The organism is Variovorax sp. Soil_C_19, from assembly GCF_057657255.1.
The window spans coordinates 126,997-145,072 of record NZ_JBDGIV010000001.1 but is presented as its reverse complement, the minus strand read 5'-3'; the positions used below and the strand labels follow the sequence as shown (position 1 = coordinate 145,072).

Annotated in this window: 15 protein-coding genes and 1 other RNA gene; 11 read left to right on the top strand and 5 right to left on the bottom strand. The window is 65.8% G+C overall.

The features are described from left to right. Positions 1-7 precede the first annotated feature (7 nt). Positions 8-1,684 (bottom strand): tannase/feruloyl esterase family alpha/beta hydrolase, encoded by a 1,677-nt coding sequence (locus AC3A6R_RS00690; RefSeq protein ID WP_487863463.1) that lies wholly within the window; start codon positions 1,682-1,684, stop codon positions 8-10. A gap of 83 nt (positions 1,685-1,767) precedes the next feature. On the opposite strand from AC3A6R_RS00690, the gene AC3A6R_RS00685 reads away from it, so the two are divergent. Continuing rightward, the gene (locus AC3A6R_RS00685) at positions 1,768-2,718 is read left to right on the top strand and encodes a LysR family transcriptional regulator (RefSeq protein ID WP_487863462.1); all 951 of its coding nucleotides are present in this window, start codon (positions 1,768-1,770) and stop codon (positions 2,716-2,718) included. 28 nt (positions 2,719-2,746) lie between these two features. Here AC3A6R_RS00685 and ssrA read toward each other — a convergent pair. The 4 genes from ssrA to ompA all read right to left on the bottom strand — a co-directional run bounded on the left by ssrA (position 2,747) and on the right by ompA (position 5,313). Next, positions 2,747-3,131, bottom strand: a transfer-messenger RNA (tmRNA) gene (ssrA, locus tag AC3A6R_RS00680). Positions 3,132-3,149: 18 nt separating this feature from the next. Continuing rightward, positions 3,150-3,812 carry an HAD-IA family hydrolase gene (locus AC3A6R_RS00675; protein ID WP_487863461.1) on the bottom strand — a complete coding sequence of 221 codons (663 nt, stop codon included), beginning with the start codon at positions 3,810-3,812 and terminating at the stop codon, positions 3,150-3,152. Then, on the bottom strand, positions 3,809-4,537 hold the full coding sequence (ubiG, locus tag AC3A6R_RS00670; RefSeq protein WP_487859808.1) for a bifunctional 2-polyprenyl-6-hydroxyphenol methylase/3-demethylubiquinol 3-O-methyltransferase UbiG: 729 nt from the start codon (positions 4,535-4,537) through the stop codon (positions 3,809-3,811). The genes AC3A6R_RS00675 and ubiG overlap by 4 nt, the downstream gene beginning before the upstream one ends. Before the next feature lie 119 nt (positions 4,538-4,656). Further along, positions 4,657-5,313 (bottom strand): outer membrane protein OmpA, encoded by a 657-nt coding sequence (gene ompA / locus AC3A6R_RS00665; protein WP_487859807.1) that lies wholly within the window; start codon positions 5,311-5,313, stop codon positions 4,657-4,659. Between the two features lie 225 nt (positions 5,314-5,538). Here ompA and gyrA point away from each other — a divergent pair, with 225 nt between their 5' ends. The 10 genes from gyrA (at position 5,539) to lapB (ending at position 17,942) form a co-directional block, all read left to right on the top strand. Continuing rightward, positions 5,539-8,184, top strand: coding sequence for a DNA gyrase subunit A (gene gyrA, locus AC3A6R_RS00660; protein WP_487863460.1), 2,646 nt, complete (start codon positions 5,539-5,541; stop codon positions 8,182-8,184). Continuing rightward, positions 8,181-8,777 carry a DUF2059 domain-containing protein gene (locus tag AC3A6R_RS00655; protein WP_487863459.1) on the top strand — a complete coding sequence of 199 codons (597 nt, stop codon included), beginning with the start codon at positions 8,181-8,183 and terminating at the stop codon, positions 8,775-8,777. The genes gyrA and AC3A6R_RS00655 overlap by 4 nt, the downstream gene beginning before the upstream one ends. A 22-nt stretch (positions 8,778-8,799) precedes the next feature. After that, a complete protein-coding gene (gene serC / locus AC3A6R_RS00650; protein ID WP_487863891.1) occupies positions 8,800-9,915 on the top strand; it encodes a 3-phosphoserine/phosphohydroxythreonine transaminase in 1,116 nt (371 codons plus the stop codon). Between the two features lie 27 nt (positions 9,916-9,942). Next, complete coding sequence (pheA, locus tag AC3A6R_RS00645) at positions 9,943-11,064, top strand: prephenate dehydratase (RefSeq protein WP_487859804.1); 1,122 nt, start codon at positions 9,943-9,945, stop codon at positions 11,062-11,064. Positions 11,065-11,077: 13 nt separating this feature from the next. Then, on the top strand, positions 11,078-11,962 hold the full coding sequence (locus AC3A6R_RS00640; protein WP_487863458.1) for a prephenate dehydrogenase: 885 nt from the start codon (positions 11,078-11,080) through the stop codon (positions 11,960-11,962). Positions 11,963-12,054: 92 nt separating this feature from the next. Continuing rightward, complete coding sequence (locus AC3A6R_RS00635; protein WP_487859802.1) at positions 12,055-14,067, top strand: bifunctional 3-phosphoshikimate 1-carboxyvinyltransferase/cytidylate kinase; 2,013 nt, start codon at positions 12,055-12,057, stop codon at positions 14,065-14,067. A gap of 229 nt (positions 14,068-14,296) precedes the next feature. Beyond that, positions 14,297-15,985, top strand: a complete 1,689-nt coding sequence (gene rpsA, locus AC3A6R_RS00630; protein WP_487859801.1) for a 30S ribosomal protein S1 — start codon at positions 14,297-14,299, stop codon at positions 15,983-15,985. Positions 15,986-16,021: 36 nt separating this feature from the next. Then, a complete protein-coding gene (locus AC3A6R_RS00625; protein WP_487863890.1) occupies positions 16,022-16,384 on the top strand; it encodes an integration host factor subunit beta in 363 nt (120 codons plus the stop codon). A gap of 51 nt (positions 16,385-16,435) precedes the next feature. Continuing rightward, entirely contained in the window at positions 16,436-16,774 is a 339-nt protein-coding gene (locus tag AC3A6R_RS00620; protein ID WP_487859800.1) for a LapA family protein, read from the top strand. Next, on the top strand, positions 16,764-17,942 hold the full coding sequence (lapB, locus tag AC3A6R_RS00615) for a lipopolysaccharide assembly protein LapB (protein WP_487863457.1): 1,179 nt from the start codon (positions 16,764-16,766) through the stop codon (positions 17,940-17,942). The genes AC3A6R_RS00620 and lapB overlap by 11 nt, the downstream gene beginning before the upstream one ends. Positions 17,943-18,076: the final 134 nt, after the last annotated feature.

Here is an 18,076-nt window from a genome sequence, read left to right as displayed (position 1 = left end):
TGCCCACTCAATCAGGGTCGACGCAGCTGAAGCTGCCGGCGGAATCGACGTCGCCAGTTCCCTTGTACTTGCTCACCTTCGGCCACGCGCACAGGGGCATGGTCCGTTCGACGGCGCCGGTGGGCTGGTTGCCTGCGTACTTGGTGGCGATGATTTCGTTGGGCGTGCGCCCTTTCTCGACCCAGTGCTCCATGGCCGCCAGCAAGTCCAGGGTGGGGTCGGTCGGATTTTGCGGGAAAGGCACCGGGGCGTTGCCCGCCCAGTTGCCGAAGTAGTTCGGACCCGGGCCGCCGCGGCAGTGCGCCATGCCAGGTGCGTTGAACAACTTGACGAACTGGTCTGACTGGCCAGGCATCGCCTTCTCCACGCCCTTGAGGAAGTTCAGCGTTCCCTCGGGCGCCGCCACGGAGTCGATGAGACCCTGGAACAGGATCATCTTCCCGCCGCGATCCTTGAAGGCGGAGAGGTCGCCCTTGTTCGCATCGACGGCATGGTTGAGCATGTTGCGCATCACATCCACGTCGCTTCCGAAATCGAAGGTGCGCCAGTCCCAGTTCTTGCCCCAGATCCACTGGAACAGGAAGTTGCCGCCGTCGGAGACGTTGGTCGGCGACGGAACCGCTGTGGTGAAGCTGAGCTCCGTGCCGCGAAGAAACCCGGGGTAGTGCTTTTCGCCGGTGACGGCATGGACGGGTCCTGCATAGATCTTGCGCAAGGCATCGACCTGGCCCGCGGAGAGGCAGTCCGCGCCATCGCCGCCCGCCGCGCATTGCAGGACGGCGGGGTCGACGGTGCACCTGTCGGGCCGGCCGACAAGCCCGTCCTCGAGGCCGTCGAGCCCGTCGCAACTCGCCATGACCTTGTCCGCCCACAGCTTGCGCTTTTCGGGCGTCAGGTAGGTGGTCATGTCCTTCTGCGTCACTGCGTAGGCCCAAAGCCCCGAGACGTGGGCGGGCACGCGGTCGTGCGCCATGGCACCGACGACGATGCCGTCGTAGTCCTGCGGAAACTTCAGCGCCTCCTGGACGCCCTGTGCTCCACCGGTGGAGCAAGCCATGAAGTACGACCGCGAAGGGGTCGCCGCATAGAACCGCTGGAGCATGTCCTTCGAGAAGGTGGTCATCAGGTGCGTGGACCGGTACCCGTAGTCCACGATCTTCTCCATCTTGCCGACCACCGCGGTCACGCCGTCGGGGCCGGTGCCCATGTCCGTGGTGGCGACGGCGTAGCCTCGCCGCAAGCCGACTCCCAAGTCGTTGTACCGGATGGTCCCGGCGGCGCCGCCGTTGCCCACGCCGAGGAACTTGCCGTTCCAGTTGCTCGCGGGCATCCACAGCTCCACCTTGATGTCGGACTCCGCGGCCGGCTTCAACGTCGCGGCGAGGCGGCAGAACGCAGGCACGTCACTGACGGTAGCGCCCGAAGGGGTCACGAAGCTGCCTGCAGGAACGTCTTCCGCGGCGGTGAACGTGGTGTTCGCCAGCGTCGTGCCTGCCAGCGTGGCGCAGCGCGAGAGCTCGGGCTGCGCCTGCGGCGGCTCGGCACCGCCACCCACAACCGGCAGGGGCGCGAAGGTTTTGCCGGAGCCGCCTCCGCAGGCGGCAACAAAGACCGCAGACGAGGCCGCGATGAACAGCCGCGAGCGAAAACACGGCAAGATCCTGCCCTCTTGTTTCATGCGCATTTCAATTCCTCTGACGGGTACACACGGGTGGACCATATCTTTGACCCACAAAATGCGTCAAATCAACGTTTGGAATTTCCGGAATGTCCAAAATTAATGTCGGTACCGCCGACCTGAATCTGTTGCGCGTGTTCCTGGCAATCTGGGATACCCACAGCCTCACGCTTGCCGGCGATCGGCTGGCGCTGACGCAGCCCGCAGTCAGCCACTGCCTTCGCCGGTTGCGCGACCTGTTCGACGACCCGTTGTTCGTGCGCACGCCGGGCGGCATGCTGCCCACGGCCGCCGCGGTGCGCCTGCACGGCCCCATCGATCAGGCATTGAGCATCATCGGCGCCGCGCTTCAACAGCATTCGGGCTTCGACCCGGACACCGCCATGCGCACGTTCCGCGTCTCGATGTCCGACATGTCGGCGTTCTACTTCTTGCCGCCGCTGCTCGACGCGCTGCGGACGAGGGCACCGTCTGTGCGCTTCGAGATCGTGCCGACGCCGTTGCACGCGCTGGAGACGGCCATGCGTTCTGGAGACATCGACCTCGCGCTCGGCTATGTGCCGGGACTGTCAGCCCAGTGCGCCTCGCACACGCTGTTTCAGGACCATCACGTCTGCATGGTGCGTGCAGGGCATCCTCATCCCACCCACGTGCTGACGGCCGACGATGTGCGGCGGCTGCACTATGTTTTCGCCGACAGCGACGCGACGGGCCACCACATGCTCGAGCAATGGCTTTTCGATCTGGCGATCGATCGGGACATCGTGCTCAGACTGCCCCACTTCACCGTGGCGCCCGAGATCCTGCGCCATACCGATCTGGCCGCCATCCTTCCGCACAGTGTCGCGCACGCCTTCAATGGCGAAGGAAGCTACCGTCTGATGGCGTTGCCGTTCGACCTTCCCGCCATCGACGTGCAACTGCGCTGGCATCGGCGATTCGAGAACGACGCCGGCCTGAATTGGCTGCGGAGTGTTGTCGTGGAGCTGTTCGAACGTCGCACACCGAAAGCTTCTTCAATGGAAAAGGGCGTTCACTGAACCTCAGTGAACGCCCTTGGACGTTGTGTGGTGGAGCTGGGGGGATTTGAACCCCCGTCCGCAAGCCTTCTTCGCGCAGTTCTACATGTTTAGTGATCTGATTTAAGTCTCGCTTCCGGAGTCGCGCAGTCACACGCTAAACCGGACGCCAGTACCCTATTTTCTCGCCCCGACCCAAGGTACCCGGATCGGAGCCAGCCCATGTAATTATCCTTGCAGCCGGGAGGTCAGGATTGCTCCAGACCCCCTTGCCCAGCCCATCGGCCAACTGTTGCAAGGCTCACTGGCAATTAAGCAGCGAGTGCGAAACGTTCGTCGTTTGCAGTTAGTTTGTTTGAATCTGTTTTACGAGCGCATTCAGCTCGACATGCCCCGCTGCGATTCCGAACCCACGTCGAAACCAGTGCAGCCCCAAGCGACTCATTTTAGGCCTAATCGAGTAACTTCAAGAGCGCCAGGGGCGTTGAAATCGTGGCATCGGCATTCCAGAGGGTCGCGTCGGCCTGCGGCCCCATGTAGCCGTAGGTCGCCGCGACTGTCCGCATGCCCGCGGCGCGACCGGCGATGATGTCGCGCTCGTCGTCGCCCACGTAGATGCAGGCGCCGGACGGTACTTCAAGGCGTCGCGCAGCTTCGTGCAGCGGCTCCGGGTGCGGCTTCGAATAGGGCGTGGTGTCGCCGCTCACGATGGCGCCGGCGCTCGCGAAGAGCGGGATGGCGCGCGTCAGCGGGTCGGTGAAGCGCTTCGACTTGTTGGTGACCACGCCCCAGGCCAGGCCCCGTTCATGGATGGCCTCGATGAGCGCCTGCACGCCATCGAACACCTGCGTGTTGAGCAGCATGCGTTTTTCATACGCCACGAAGAACTCTTCGCGCAGTTCGGGGAACTCCGGCGCGTCAGGCGTGATGCCGAACGCGACGCCGAGCATGCCACGCGCACCGGCACCGGCCATGAAGCGGTAGCGCTCCAGCGGATACGACGGGAGCCCGCGGTCGGTGCGCATCCTGTCGGCCGCCGCGCCGAGGTCGGGCGCGCTGTCGACCAGCGTGCCGTCGAGGTCGAACAGCACGGCCTGGATGGGAGCGCGCGTCACGCTTGCGGCCCCGGCACAGCCGGCTTCTGCGTGGCGAACATGTAGTTGACGCTCGTGTCGGCGCTGAGCCAATAGCGGCGCGTGAGCGGGTTGTGCTCCATGCCGCGGGTCTGCCGCAGGTCGAGCCCCGCGGCGCGGCAGTGCGCGGCGAGTTCGCTCGGGCGGATCAGCTTCGCGTACTCGTGCGTTCCGCGCGGCAGCATGCCCAGCACGTATTCGGCACCCACGATCGCGAACGCGAAGGACTTGAGGTTGCGGTTGATCGTCGAGAAGAACACCCAGCCGCCGGGCTTCACGAGCGTGGCACAGGCCTGGACCACCGACGCGGGCTCGGGCACGTGCTCGAGCATCTCCATGCAGGTGACGACATCGAAACCGCCCGGCTGCTCGGCCGCCAGCGCCTCGGCGCTGACCTCGCGGTACTTGACGCCGCTCGTGCCGGCCTCGAGCGCATGAAGGCGCGCCACCTTGAGCGCCTTGCCGGCAAGGTCGATGCCGAGCACGTCGGCACCCTTCCTCGCCATCGAATCCGCGAGGATGCCTCCGCCGCAGCCGATATCGAGCACTTTGCGGCCCGAGATCGGCGCAATGGAATCGATCCATTCAAGTCGCAGCGGATTGATTTCATGGAGCGGCCGGAATTCGCCGTCCATATCCCACCAGCGATGGGCCAGTTCAGAAAACTTGGCGAGTTCGGCCGGGTCGGCATTCACTTGGTCTGTCATGCCACGATTATGAAACGGAGAACGGTCGCGGGAGCCCGGGGTCGTTCGGCGCCTGCGAGAAACAGACGGGCATAAAAAAACCCCGCCGAAGCGGGGTTCTTTTGAGCGATTCAATCGAATCAGCGGGTGGCGCGGGTGCCGACCACTTCGATTTCCACGCGACGGTTCTTGGCGCGGCCTTCCTTGGTGCGGTTGTCAGCCACTGGCTGCTTCTCGCCCTTGCCTTCGGTGTAGACGCGGTTGCGTTCGATGCCTTGCGAGACCAGGAAGGCCTTCACGGCTTCGGCGCGGCGCACCGACAGGCGCTGGTTGTAGGCGTCCGAACCGATCGAGTCGGTATGGCCCACAGCGATGATCACTTCGAGGTTGACGTCGCGGATCTTCGAAACCAGGTCGGTCAGCTTGGCGCGACCTTCAGGCTTGAGGACCGACTTGTCGAAGTCGAAGAAGGCGTCGGCAGCGAAGGTGACCTTCGAAGCGGCGACTTGCGGTGCAGGCGCAGGAGCGACCGGAGCAGCCGGGGTGGGCGCAACGGCTGCAGGTGCAGCAGGAACCAGAGCACCGTCGCAACCAGCAGCGGCAGTGGCGGGCGTCCAGTTGGCATCGCGCCAGCACAGTTCGTTCGTGCCGTTTTTCCAGACGAGTTCGCCGGTGCCGTTCTGCCAGTTGTCAATGGTAGGGCCGCCATTCGCAGCGGTGACACGGGTCTGCGCGCCGGCGGCAGTGGCGAGCGCAGCGACTGCAAACATCATCGCCACTTTATTCAGTTTCTTCATGGTTCTCCTCTTGGGGAAAAAGCCGCAGCCGCGCTGCGAATCAAGGACGCTTTAAGTGACCACCACCCAAAACGTTGAGGCGATTGTGCCATAGGGTCTTTGGCAAACAGGCCGCTGGGCGCCCCGGAAGCGTAGGACGGAGGCGGAATAGCCGCCTTGTGTTGCGGCGGAGCGACACCCCTCAGAGCGTAAAATTCCGCATTCTGCCGCCAGCCTCTCGCCTCAATGACCTCCTTCGCCAAAGAAACCCTGCCCATCAGTCTCGAAGAGGAAATGCGCAGCAGCTATCTCGATTACGCCATGAGCGTGATCGTGGGCCGAGCGCTTCCCGACGCGCGGGACGGCCTGAAACCTGTGCATCGGCGCGTGCTCTTCGCGATGCACGAGCTCAACAACGACTGGAACCGCGCCTACAAGAAGTCCGCCCGCATCGTGGGCGACGTGATCGGTAAGTACCACCCGCACGGCGACCAGTCGGTCTACGACACGATCGTGCGGCTGGCGCAGGATTTCTCCATGCGCCACATGCTGGTGGACGGCCAGGGCAACTTCGGGTCTGTGGACGGAGACAACGCGGCCGCAATGCGGTATACGGAAATCCGGCTGGCCAAAATTGCGCACGAAATGCTGTCCGATATCGACAAGGAAACGGTCGATTTTCAGGACAATTACGACGGCTCCGAAAAAGAGCCGAAGGTTCTGCCGAGCAAGGTGCCGAATTTGCTGGTGAATGGCTCCGGCGGTATTGCAGTCGGCATGGCCACCAATATTCCGCCGCACAACCTCAATGAGGTAGTCGACGCCTGTCTGCACCTGCTGCGCCATCCGGAGGCGAGCATCGACGAGCTGATGGAGATCGTGCCGGCGCCCGACTTCCCGACCGCCGGCATCATCTACGGCATCAATGGCGTGCGCGACGGCTACCGCACCGGCCGCGGCAAGGTCGTGATGCGCGCCAAGTGCCACTTCGAGGACATCGACCGCGGCCAGCGCCAGGCGATCATCGTCGACGAGCTCCCCTACCAGGTCAACAAGAAGACGCTGCAGGAGCGCATGGCCGAGCTGGTGCACGAGAAGAAGATCGAGGGCATCAGCCACATCCAGGACGAGTCCGACAAGTCGGGCATGCGCCTGGTGATCGAACTCAAGCGCGGCGAAGTGCCCGAAGTGGTGCTGAACAACCTCTACAAGCAGACGCAGCTGCAGGACACCTTCGGCATCAACATGGTGGCGCTGGTCGACGGCCAGCCCAAGCTCTGCAACCTCAAGGACCTGATCCAGGTCTTCCTGCAGCACCGCCGCGAGGTGGTCACGCGGCGCACCGTGTTCACGCTGCGCAAGGCGCGCGAACGCGGCCACGTGCTCGAGGGCCTGGCGGTGGCGCTCGCCAACATCGACGAGTTCATCTCGATCATCCGCAACGCGCCCACCCCGCCGGTGGCCAAGGCCGAGCTCATGACCCGCAGTTGGGACAGCAAGCTGGTGCGCGAGATGCTCACGCGCACGCGGGCCGACGGCGGCGTGATCAACGCCGACGACTACCGCCCCGAAGGCCTCGAGCGCGAGTTCGGCATGGGCGGCGACGGCCTCTATCGCCTCTCGGAAACCCAGGCGCAGGAGATCCTGCAGATGCGCCTGCAGCGCCTGACCGGCCTCGAGCAGGACAAGATCGTCGCCGAGTACAAGGACGTCATGGCCGAGATCGACGACCTGCTCGACATCCTGTCCAAGCCCGAGCGCGTCTCGGTCATCATTGGCGAGGAACTCGGCGCGATCAAGCAGGAGTTCGGCCAATCGAAGCTCGGCGCGCGCCGCAGTCTGGTCGAGCACAGTGCCTTCGACCTCTCGACCGAAGACCTGATCACGCCCACCGACATGGTGGTCACGCTGTCGCACAGCGGCTACATCAAGAGCCAGCCGCTCCACGAATACCGCGCCCAGAAGCGCGGCGGCCGCGGCAAGCAAGCCACGGTGACCAAGGAAGACGACTGGATCGACCAGCTCTTCATCGCCAACACGCACGACTACATCCTGTGCTTCTCCAACCGCGGCCGCCTGTATTGGCTCAAGGTCTGGGAAGTGCCGGCAGGCTCGCGCGGTTCTCGCGGGCGTCCCATCGTCAACATGTTCCCGCTGCAGGAAGGCGAGAAGATCAACGTCGCGCTCGCGCTCACCGGCGAGAAGCGCAACTTCCCGGCCGACCAGTACGTCTTCATGGCGACTTCGATGGGCACGGTCAAGAAGACCACGCTCGACGAGTTCAACAACCCGCGAAAGGGCGGCATCATCGCGGTGAACCTCGATGAGGGCGACTACCTCATCGGCGCCGCGCTGACCGACGGCAAGCACGACGTGATGCTGTTCAGCGACGGTGGCAAGGCCGTGCGCTTCGACGAGGAAGACGTGCGCCCGCTGGGCCGCAATGCGCGCGGCGTGCGCGGCATGTCGCTCGAGCCAGGCCAGGGCGTGATCGCGATGCTGGTGGCGGAGGACGAGCAGCAGAGCGTGCTGACTGCCACCGAAAATGGTTACGGTAAACGCACAAGCATTACCGAGTACACGCGGCATGGTCGCGGAACCAAAGGCATGATTGCGATTCAACAGAGTGAGCGCAACGGCAAGGTCGTTGCCGCCACCCTCGTGCATGCGGACGACGAGATCATGCTCATCACCGACAAGGGCGTGCTCGTGCGCACCCGTGTTGCCGAAATTCGTGAACTAGGTCGCGCAACGCAGGGCGTCACGCTGATCGGGCTCGACGAAGGCGCAAAACTCAGCGGGCTACAGCGTATCGTCGAGAACGACGCAAACGGCGACATCGAGCCGGACGCGGACGACACTTCCACATCTTCAACGGAGAATCCTCAGTGAAAAAATACAAGCTCGCACTTCTGACGGTCGCACTGGCCGGCAGTTCGATGGCCGCCATGGCCCAGGACAAGGCCGCGCTCATCAAGCAGTTCATCGACGTGCAGCGCCCCGGCATCGAATCGCTCGCGCGTGGCCTGATCGAGCAATCGAGCGCCCCGATCGCGCAGGCCGGCTCGCAGTACCTGCAGACGCAGGTGCCCGAAGCCAAGCGCGAAGCTGCCGCCAAGGCCGCCGACGCCGAGCTCAAGAAGTACTTCGACGAGTCCTATCCGATCGTGCGCGACAAGGCCGTGCAGCTCGCACCTGGCGCGCTGACCCCGATCCTCGAGCAGAACTTCAGCGAAGACGAGCTCAAGCAGCTGCTGGCCTGGATCAACTCGCCGCTCAGCAAGAAGTACCAGGACCTCAATCCGAAGATGCAGACCGCGCTGACCGAGAAGCTCGTGACCGAAACGCGCGCCACCATCGAGCCCAAGATGCGCGCGCTCGACGAGAACGTGGCCAAGGCACTCGGTGCCCCCACGGGCGGCTCGCAAGGCGCGGCGCCCGCCAAGGCCCCGGCCAAGTCCTCTTCCAACAACAACAAGAAGTGACGTGACGCCCCAGCAGCAGCCAATGCCCGCCGGCACGCGCCCGTACAACTTCTCGGCGGGCCCGGCCGCCATGCCGGAGGCGGTGCTGCAACGCGCTGCCGCCGACATGCTCGACTGGCAAGACAGCGGCATGAGCGTGATGGAGATGAGCCATCGAGGCAAGGAGTTCGGCGCCATCTGCACGCAGGCCGAAGCCGACATCCGCCAGCTGCTGGCCGTTCCAGAACACTTCCACATCCTCTTCATGCAGGGTGGCGGGCTCGGCGAAAACGCCATCGTGCCAATGAACCTGTCGCGCGGCACCACCGCCGACTTCGTCATCACGGGCAGCTGGAGCATCAAGTCCCAGAAGGAAGCCCAGCGCTATTGCACCGCGCACGTCGCGGCCAGCAATGCCGGCGACCAGCACACGCGCCTGCCCGATCCTGCAACCTGGCAACTCGGCAACGATGCCTCGTACGTGCACGTCTGCACCAACGAGACCATCAACGGCGTCGAATTCCACGAACTTCCCGATCTCGCGGCGCTCGGCAGCAGCGCGCCGCTGGTGATCGACTTCTCCTCGCACGTCGCATCGCGCAGCGTCGACTGGCGCCGCGTCGGCCTCGCCTTCGGCGGTGCGCAGAAAAACCTCGGCCCGGCCGGGCTCACGCTCGTGATCGTGCGTGACGACCTGCTCGGCCGTGCGCTCGAGATCTGCCCGAGCGCGTTCAACTACAAGACCGTGGCCGACAACAAGTCCATGTACAACACCCCGCCGACCTGGGGCATCTACATGGCAGGGCTCACGTTCCAGTGGCTCCTGCAGCAGACCGAAGGCACGCTGAGCGGGGTGGCCGCCATGGAGCAGCGCAACATCGCCAAGGCGAAGCTGCTGTACGACTTCATCGACGCCTCCTCGTTCTACGTCAACAGGATCGATCCGGGCTGCCGGTCACGCATGAACGTGCCGTTCTTCCTGCATGACGAAAGCCGCAACGACGCCTTTCTGGCAGGTGCGCGCGAAGCGGGCCTGCTGCAGCTCAAGGGCCACAAGTCGGTGGGCGGCATGCGCGCGAGCATCTACAACGCGATGCCGCTCGAAGGCGTGCAGGCACTCGTGGGCTACATGCGAGAATTCGAGCGATCGCATGCCTAGGCGCATGCCCAGCCGCTGCTCGCCACGATGACCGCCTCCGCACCCACACCGCCCTCTTCCCCCGAAAATTCCGACAGTTTGTCCGATCTGCGTGTGCAGATCGATTCGCTCGACCAGCAACTGCTCGCCCTGCTCAACGAGCGCGCCCATGTGGCCGAACAGGTCGGCGAGGTCAAGAAGCGCGAAGGCACCCCGTTCTTTCGCCCCGACCGCGTGGCGCAGGTCATCGAGAAGATGCAGAAGAGCAACGGCGGTCCGCTCAAGGACCTGCACGTGGCCGCCATCTGGCGCGAGATCATGTCGGCCTGCCTGGCACTCGAATCGCCGCAGCGCGTGGCCGTGCTCGGGCCCGAAGGCACCTTCTGCGAACAGGCCGCGATCGAATACTTCGGCGGTGCCGCCGACCTGGTCTATTGCGCCAGCTTCGACGAGGTGTTCCACGCCACAGCCGCAGGCAGCGCCCAGTACGGCGTGGTCGGGGTCGAAAACTCCACCGAAGGCGTGGTCACGCGCTCGCTCGACCTGTTCCTGCACTCGCCCACCCATGTGGTCGGCGAAGTCAGCCTGCTCGTGCGCCATCATCTGCTGCGCACCAGCAACACGCTCGAGGGCGTCGAGGCCGTGCTGGCCCATCCGCAGGCGCTCGCGCAGTGCCAGACCTGGCTCTCGAAGCACCTGCCGAATGCCGAACGGCGCGCCGTCTCGAGCAACGCCGAAGGCGCCCGGCTCGCCGCATCGAACCCGGCGTGGGCCGCACTGGCGGGCGAGCGGGCGGCCACGCGCTTCGGCCTGCACATCGTCGCGCACGCTATCCAGGACGACTCGTACAACCGCACCCGCTTCTCGGTGATCTGCCTGCCGCAGACGCTCGCCATGCCGCCTGCATCGGGGCGCGACTGCACCAGCCTGATCGTCTCGGTGCCCAACCGACCGGGCGCCGTGCACGACCTGCTCGTGCCGCTCAAGGTCAACAACGTCTCGATGACCCGCTTCGAGTCACGGCCCGCGCGTACCGGCCAGTGGGAGTACTACTTCTACATCGACCTCGATGGCCATCCTTCGCAGCCCAACGTGGCGGCGGCGCTGGCCGAGCTTCGCGGCCTCTGCGCTTTCTACAAGGTGCTCGGCGCCTATCCCGTCAAAGCCTGACCGGACGCGCACCATGTTCGAGCAATTGGGATTGATCGGCTGCGGGCTCATCGGCGGCTCCTTCGCGCTCGCGCTCAAGCGCGCCCGGCTGGTGAAGCGCGTGGTGGGCTACAGCAAGTCGCCGTCCACCACCGAGCGGGCGCGCCAACTCGGCGTGATCGACGTCGCCGCGCCGTCAGCGCTGCTGTCGGTCTCGGGCTCCGACCTCGTGCTGCTGGCGGTGCCGGTGGCGGCGTCCGAGGCCACATTCAAGGCCATCCGCCACGGCCTTTCTAGCGACACGCTCATCATGGACGTGGGTTCAACCAAGGGCGACGTGATCGAGGCCGCGCGCCATGGCCTGCAGAACCACTTCGCGAATTTCGTTCCGGCGCATCCGATCGCGGGCAAGGAAGTGTCGGGCGTCGAGCATGCCGAGGCCTCGCTCTTCACGGGCCGCAAGGTGGTGCTGACGCCGGTCAAGGCCACGCTGCGCTCGAACGTGCAGCGCGCCTCGCAACTCTGGAGCGGCATCGGCGCCAACGTGCTCACCATGACCCATGAGGAGCACGACAGCGCCTTCGCGGCCGTGAGCCACCTGCCGCATCTGCTGGCCTTTGCCTACACCAACGCCCTGCTCTCCCAGCCGCAGGGCGACCGTTTCCTCCGTCTCGCGGGTCCCGGGTTCCGAGATTTTTCTCGCATCGCGGCCAGCGACCCGGTCATGTGGCGCGATGTGCTGCTCGCCAACCGCGAGCAGGTGCTGCAGCAGTCGCAGGCCTTCCGCCAGGCACTGCTCGATCTGGAGGCGCTGATGGCCGCGGCCGACGGCAACGCGCTGGAGCAGGCGATTGCATCGGCAAGCAAGGCCCGCGCGGCCTGGCAGCCGGGCAGCGACACCTCCGCCCTGGACGCCTGAAATGAAACTGCCCCCACGCTCATCGCTTTGCGTATCGCTGCCCCCCGAGGGGGCGCGTCAGCGGCTTCGGGCGGCCGGGGGGCGCCACTGACATGTTTTCGACCGCCTTCCTCGACCTACCCGCCCTCGTGTCCGCCGCCGGCACGGTGCAGCTGCCGGGCTCCAAGAGCATTTCGAACCGCGTTCTGCTGCTGGCTGCACTCGCGAACGGCACCACCACCGTTCACGACCTGCTCGACTCGGACGACACCCGCGTGATGCTCGATGCGCTGCGCGCGCTCGGCTGCGGCGTCGAGGCCTCGGGCAAGGCGCTGCGCATCACCGGCATCGGCGGCCAGTTCCAATCCGGCGGCGCGCTGTTGTCGCTTTTCCTGGGCAACGCGGGCACCGCGATGCGGCCGCTGACCGCAGCGCTGTCGCTGCTCGGCGGCGACTTCGAACTCAGCGGCGTGCCGCGCATGCACGAGCGCCCGATCGGCGACCTCGTCGATGCGCTGACCCAGCTCGGCTGCCGCATCGACTACCTCGGCAACCCCGGCTATCCGCCGCTGCGCATCCACCCGGTCGACCGCGACGCGCTGGTGCTCGATGCGCCGATCCGCGTGCGCGGCGACGTGTCGAGCCAGTTCCTCACGGCGCTGCTGCTCGCACTCCCGCTGGCGGCGGAACGCGATGTCGTGATCGAAGTGGTCGGCGAACTCATCTCCAAACCCTATATCGAGATCACGCTGAACCTGCTGGCGCGCTTCGGCATCGCGGTGCAGCGCGACAACTGGGAACGCTTCACCATTCCCGCGGGCAGCAGCTACCGCTCGCCCGGCGACATCCACGTCGAGGCCGACGCCTCGTCGGCCAGCTATTTCATCGGCCTTGGCGCGATCGCCACGGGCGATGCCGGCGCCAGCGGCATCCGCATCGAAGGCGTGGGTGCCGACTCGATCCAGGGCGACATCCGTTTCATCGACGCCGCCCGCCAGATGGGCGCGCAGGTCGACAGCGGGCCCAACTGGCTCGAAGTCCGGCGCGGCGCGTGGCCGCTCAAGGCCATCGACCTCGACGCGAACCACATCCCCGATGCCGCCATGACGCTCGCGGTGATGGCGCTCTACGCCGATGGCCCAAGCACCCTGCGCAACATCGCGAGCTGGCGGGTCAAGGAAACCGACCGCATCGAGGCCATGGCCAACGAGTTGCGCAAGCTCGGCGCCACGGTCGAGTCCGGCCCCGACTTCCTCCGCGTGCATCCGCTGGCTGCGGCGCTCTGGCGGCCGGCGAGCATCCGCACCTACGACGACCATCGCGTGGCGATGTGCTTCTCGCTCGCGGCGTTCAATCCGGCCGGCCTGCCGGTCCGCATTCTCGAGCCGCACTGCGTCGCCAAGACCTTTCCCGACTACTTCGAGACCCTGTTCTCGGTCGCACGGGCCGCGGAGATCCCGGTGATCTGCATCGACGGCCCCACGGCGTCGGGCAAGGGCACGCTCGCGGCAGAGGTCGCGCGCCTGCTGGGCTACCACTACCTCGATTCGGGATCGCTCTACCGCGTGACCGGCCTCGCCATGCGGCGCGCCGGGCTCGAGGCCGAGCCGGCGCAAGAGGCGCGCATCGCCGCACTCGCGAGCACCCTGCCGCTGCACTTCGCCGAGGGCAAGGTGCTGCTCGGCGGCGAGGACGTGAGCGACGAGATCCGCACCGAAGCCGCGGGCATGGACGCCTCGCGCGTCTCGACGCTGCCGGCCGTGCGCGAGGCGCTGCTGGGCCTGCAGCAGCGCTTCCGGCAGCTGCCGGGCCTGGTCGCCGACGGGCGCGACATGGGCACCGTGATCTTTCCCAACGCGGCGCTCAAGGTCTTTCTCACCGCCAGCGCCGCCCAGCGCGCCGAGCGGCGGCATAAGCAGTTGATTTCAAAGGGTATTTCGACTACACTCGACAGTCTTCGCTCCGACCTGGAGGCGCGCGACGCCAGGGATTCGTCCCGCAGCGTGGCCCCTCTGAAGCCGGCGCACGACGCCCGCCACCTCGACAACTCCCAGCTGTCCATCGCGCAATCGATCGATCAGGTGTTGGCATGGTGGCAGCAGATCCAGCCGTTCGAGCCCACTTGAACGACTGAACCGACGGCCTTTCAAGCCCGCTTGAAAGGCTCGCGCCAGCCGGGTTCCGGATGGCGCCCACCGCTCCGGCAGGCTCTTCTCGCGCGACAGCGCACTGGCCCGCCGGGATGTTCAACCAACCGGGCAACCGCCCAAACAACCGCCGTCTACAGACCTCAGCGCAGTCGCACGCAATTCCGCATGAGCGCCTGCCAACCCTGCCTGACGGAAGGAACCATCAATGTCTGAATCTTTTGCCGATCTGTTCGAAGAGTCCCTGAAGCGTTCTGAAATGCGCACCGGCGAGGTCATCACGGCCGAAGTCGTGCGCGTCGAGCACAACCACGTCGTCGTCAACGCCGGTCTCAAGTCCGAAGCGTATGTGCCGATCGAGGAGTTCAAGAACGACAAGGGCGAACTCGAAGTCCAGGCCGGCGATTTCGTTTCCGTTGCCATCGGCAGCGTCGAAAACGGCTACGGCGACACCATCCTGTCGCGCGACACCGCCAAGCGCCTCGCTTCGTGGCTCGCGCTCGAGAAGGCCCTGGAATCGGGCGACTTCGTCACCGGCACCACCAGCGGCAAGGTCAAGGGCGGCCTCACGGTGCTCGTCAACGGCATCCGCGCGTTCCTGCCGGGTTCGCTGATCGACACGCGTCCGATCAAGGACCTGACCCCCTACGAGAACAAGACCCTCGAATTCAAGGTCATCAAGCTCGACCGCAAGCGCAACAACGTCGTGCTGTCGCGCCGTGCCGTGGTCGAAGCCAGCATGGGCGAAGAGCGCGCCAAGCTGATGGAAACGCTGAAGGAAGGCGCAGTCGTGCGCGGTGTGGTCAAGAACATCACCGAATACGGCGCGTTCGTGGACCTCGGCGGCATCGACGGCCTGCTGCACATCACCGACATGGCATGGCGCCGTGTCCGCCACCCGAGCGAAGTCGTTCAGGCCGGCCAGGAAATCACCGCCAAGATCCTCAAGTTCGACACCGAGAAGAACCGTGTCTCGCTGGGTCTGAAGCAAATGGGCGACGACCCTTGGATGGGCGTTTCGCGCCGCTACCCGCAGTCGACCCGCCTGTTCGGCAAGGTCACGAACATCGCCGACTACGGCGCGTTCGTCGAACTCGAGCCCGGCATCGAAGGCCTGGTGCACGTCTCCGAAATGGACTGGACCAACAAGAACATCGCTCCGAACAAGATCGTCTCGCTGGGCGACGAAGTCGAAGTCATGGTCCTCGAGATCGACGAAGAGAAGCGCCGCATCAGCCTGGGCATGAAGCAGTGCAAGGCCAATCCGTGGCAGGAATTCGCGCAGAACACCAAGCGCGGCGACCGCGTCAAGGGCCCGATCAAGTCGATCACCGACTTCGGCGTTTTCGTGGGCCTGGCTGCCGGCATCGACGGCCTGGTGCACCTGTCCGACCTCTCGTGGAACGAAGCCGGCGAAACCGCCGTTCGCAACTACAAGAAGGGCCAGGAAGTCGAAGCGATCGTGCTGGCCGTCGACGTCGACCGCGAGCGCATCAGCCTGGGCATCAAGCAGCTCGACGGCGACCCGTTCACCACGTTCACCACGGTGAACGACAAGGGCCAGATCGTGACCGGCAAGGTCAAGACCGTGGACGCCCGCGGCGCTGAAATCGACCTCGGCGAAGACATCATCGGCTACCTCCGTGCTTCGGAAATCTCGCGCGATCGCGTCGAAGATGCCCGCAACGTGCTGAAGGAAGGCGACGAAGTCACCGCCATCGTCGTGAACGTGGATCGCAAGACCCGCAACATCCAGCTGTCGATCAAGCAGAAGGACATGGTCGACGAGCAAGGCGCCATGGCCAACCTGAGCCAGCAGTCGTCACGCGAGAACGCGGGCACGACGAGCCTGGGCGCCCTGCTGCGCGCCAAGCTGGACAACAACGACAGCAAGTAAGTCGAGTCCGAAGACAGAGCAGGCCCTGGGGCCGCTCTGTCTTTTTTTTCGTCCCCGTTTTTTGCCCGGCCTATGACCCGCTCCGATCTTGTCGAAGAACTCGCAGCCCGCTTTGCGCAGCTGACGCACCGCGATGCCGAATACGCCGTCAAGACCATCCTCGACGCGATGAGCGACGCACTGGTTCGCGGCCACCGCATCGAGATCCGCGGTTTCGGCAGCTTTTCCGTCACGCGGCGTCCGCCGCGCATCGGGCGCAATCCGCGCTCGGGCGAGAGCGTGCAGATTCCCGAGAAGCGGGTGCCGCACTTCAAGCCCGGCAAGGCCCTGCGTGAGGCCGTCGATGCACGCACCGCCGAACTCGGCACCAGCGCGCCGCCTCCCGACCGGAAGCCCTGAGCCGCACATGGCGGCGGCAACCGTAAAATGCCCCCGGCAACGGGAATGGCTATGAAATACATCCTGTGGCTGCTCAAGGCAGCCATTTTTTTTACGCTCTTCGCTTTCGCGCTGAACAACCAGCACGACGCCACGGTGTACTTCTTCTTCGGCACGCACTGGCGCGCGCCGCTGGTGCTGGTCGTGCTCGCGGCCTTCGCGGGCGGCCTCGTGGTCGGTGCGCTCGGCATGCTGCCGGGCTGGTGGAAGCATCGCGCCGCCGCGGCGGCGCAGCCGGCTTCCGCCGCGCCGCAGGTCCAGCCCATGCCGGGCCCGCCCGCCACGGCGCCCGCGCCGGCGCCATCCCTCTCCGCCACCGACCTCCCGGCCGCACGTCAACATGGACTTTGATCCCAGCTGGCTGCTGATCAGCCTGCCCGTCGCCTTCGTGCTGGGCTGGCTCGCATCGCGCTTCGACCTTCGGCAGCTCAAGCTCGAGAACCGGCAGGCGCCCAAGGCCTACTTCCGCGGCCTCAACTTCCTGTTGAACGAGCAGCAGGACCAGGCCATCGATGCCTTCATCGAAGCCGTGCAGAACGACCCCGACACGCAGGAGCTGCACTTCGCGCTCGGCAACCTGTTTCGCCGGCGCGGCGAATACCAGCGCGCGGTGCGGGTGCACGAACATCTGCTCGGCCGCGGCGACCTGAGCCGCGCCGACCGCGAGCGCGCGCAGCATGCGCTGTCGCAGGACTTTCTGCGCGCCGGGCTGCTCGACCGCGCCGAGGCCGCGCTGCAGAAGCTCGAAGGCACGCGTTACGAGAATGAAGCACGGCTCGCCCTGCTGGCCATCTACGAGCGTTCGCGCGAATGGACGCAGGCGGCCGATGTGGCGCGCAAGCTCGACGAGTCCGACCAGGCGAGCTACAGCACGCGCCGCGCGCACCACCTCTGCGAGCAGGCTGCCGAGCAGGCGGCGGCAGGCGACCTCGCCGCGGCCGCCCGCCTGCTCGACGAAGCCGTGGCACAGGCGCCGCAGGCGCCACGCCCCGCCATCGACACCGCCACGCTGCAATTGCGCAATGGCGATGCGACTGCGGCCTTCGACACACTGCTGGCGCTCGGCGAAACCGCGCCGCTCGCACTACCGCTCTATGCCGCCACGCTGCAGCAGGCGGCCGTCGCGGCGCACCGCGAGTCCGAGGCGCTGGCACTGCTGCAACGGCGCTATGTCGAGTCACCCTCGATCGACGTGCTCGAGGCGCTGATCGCACTCGGCGGTGCGCCCCACGCGGCCACGCCGGCCGCCGACGACCAGCCGCTCGCGCCACGCGACGGCTACATCGCGCACCTGGCACAACAACCCTCGCTCGTGGCCGCGTCGCGCTGGCTCGCCGGCGAACGCTTCGAGCACGAGCAATTCCATCCGCAGGTCCAGCGCGCGCTCGACCAGGCCACGCGGCCCTTGATGCGCTACCGCTGCGCCGCCTGCGGCTTCGAGGCGCACCAGTACTTCTGGCACTGCCCCGGATGCCAGGCCTGGGACAGTTATCCCCCGCGCCGCGTCGAGGAACTCTGAGCCACATTCCGACCACGGTTGGGAACAATGGTCACCTGGGCGGCTGCCAGCCACAGCGCCGTCAACGCAGATCTTCCTGGGCCGTTGAACGCGCGCCGGCACCTCTGCCGGCAAGAAGTTCGATCAACCATCAG

Coding starts and splice junctions, on each gene's coding strand:
- AC3A6R_RS00690 (WP_487863463.1), bottom strand. CDS start 1,684: ATGCGCATGAAACAAGAGGGCAGGATCTTGCCGTGTTTTCGCTCGCGG.
- AC3A6R_RS00685 (WP_487863462.1), top strand. CDS start 1,768: ATGTCCAAAATTAATGTCGGTACCGCCGACCTGAATCTGTTGCGCGTG.
- ubiG (WP_487859808.1), bottom strand. CDS start 4,537: ATGACAGACCAAGTGAATGCCGACCCGGCCGAACTCGCCAAGTTTTCT.
- ompA (WP_487859807.1), bottom strand. CDS start 5,313: ATGAAGAAACTGAATAAAGTGGCGATGATGTTTGCAGTCGCTGCGCTC.
- gyrA (WP_487863460.1), top strand. CDS start 5,539: ATGACCTCCTTCGCCAAAGAAACCCTGCCCATCAGTCTCGAAGAGGAA.
- serC (WP_487863891.1), top strand. CDS start 8,800: ATGCCCGCCGGCACGCGCCCGTACAACTTCTCGGCGGGCCCGGCCGCC.
- pheA (WP_487859804.1), top strand. CDS start 9,943: ATGACCGCCTCCGCACCCACACCGCCCTCTTCCCCCGAAAATTCCGAC.
- AC3A6R_RS00640 (WP_487863458.1), top strand. CDS start 11,078: ATGTTCGAGCAATTGGGATTGATCGGCTGCGGGCTCATCGGCGGCTCC.
- AC3A6R_RS00635 (WP_487859802.1), top strand. CDS start 12,055: ATGTTTTCGACCGCCTTCCTCGACCTACCCGCCCTCGTGTCCGCCGCC.
- rpsA (WP_487859801.1), top strand. CDS start 14,297: ATGTCTGAATCTTTTGCCGATCTGTTCGAAGAGTCCCTGAAGCGTTCT.
- AC3A6R_RS00620 (WP_487859800.1), top strand. CDS start 16,436: ATGAAATACATCCTGTGGCTGCTCAAGGCAGCCATTTTTTTTACGCTC.
- lapB (WP_487863457.1), top strand. CDS start 16,764: ATGGACTTTGATCCCAGCTGGCTGCTGATCAGCCTGCCCGTCGCCTTC.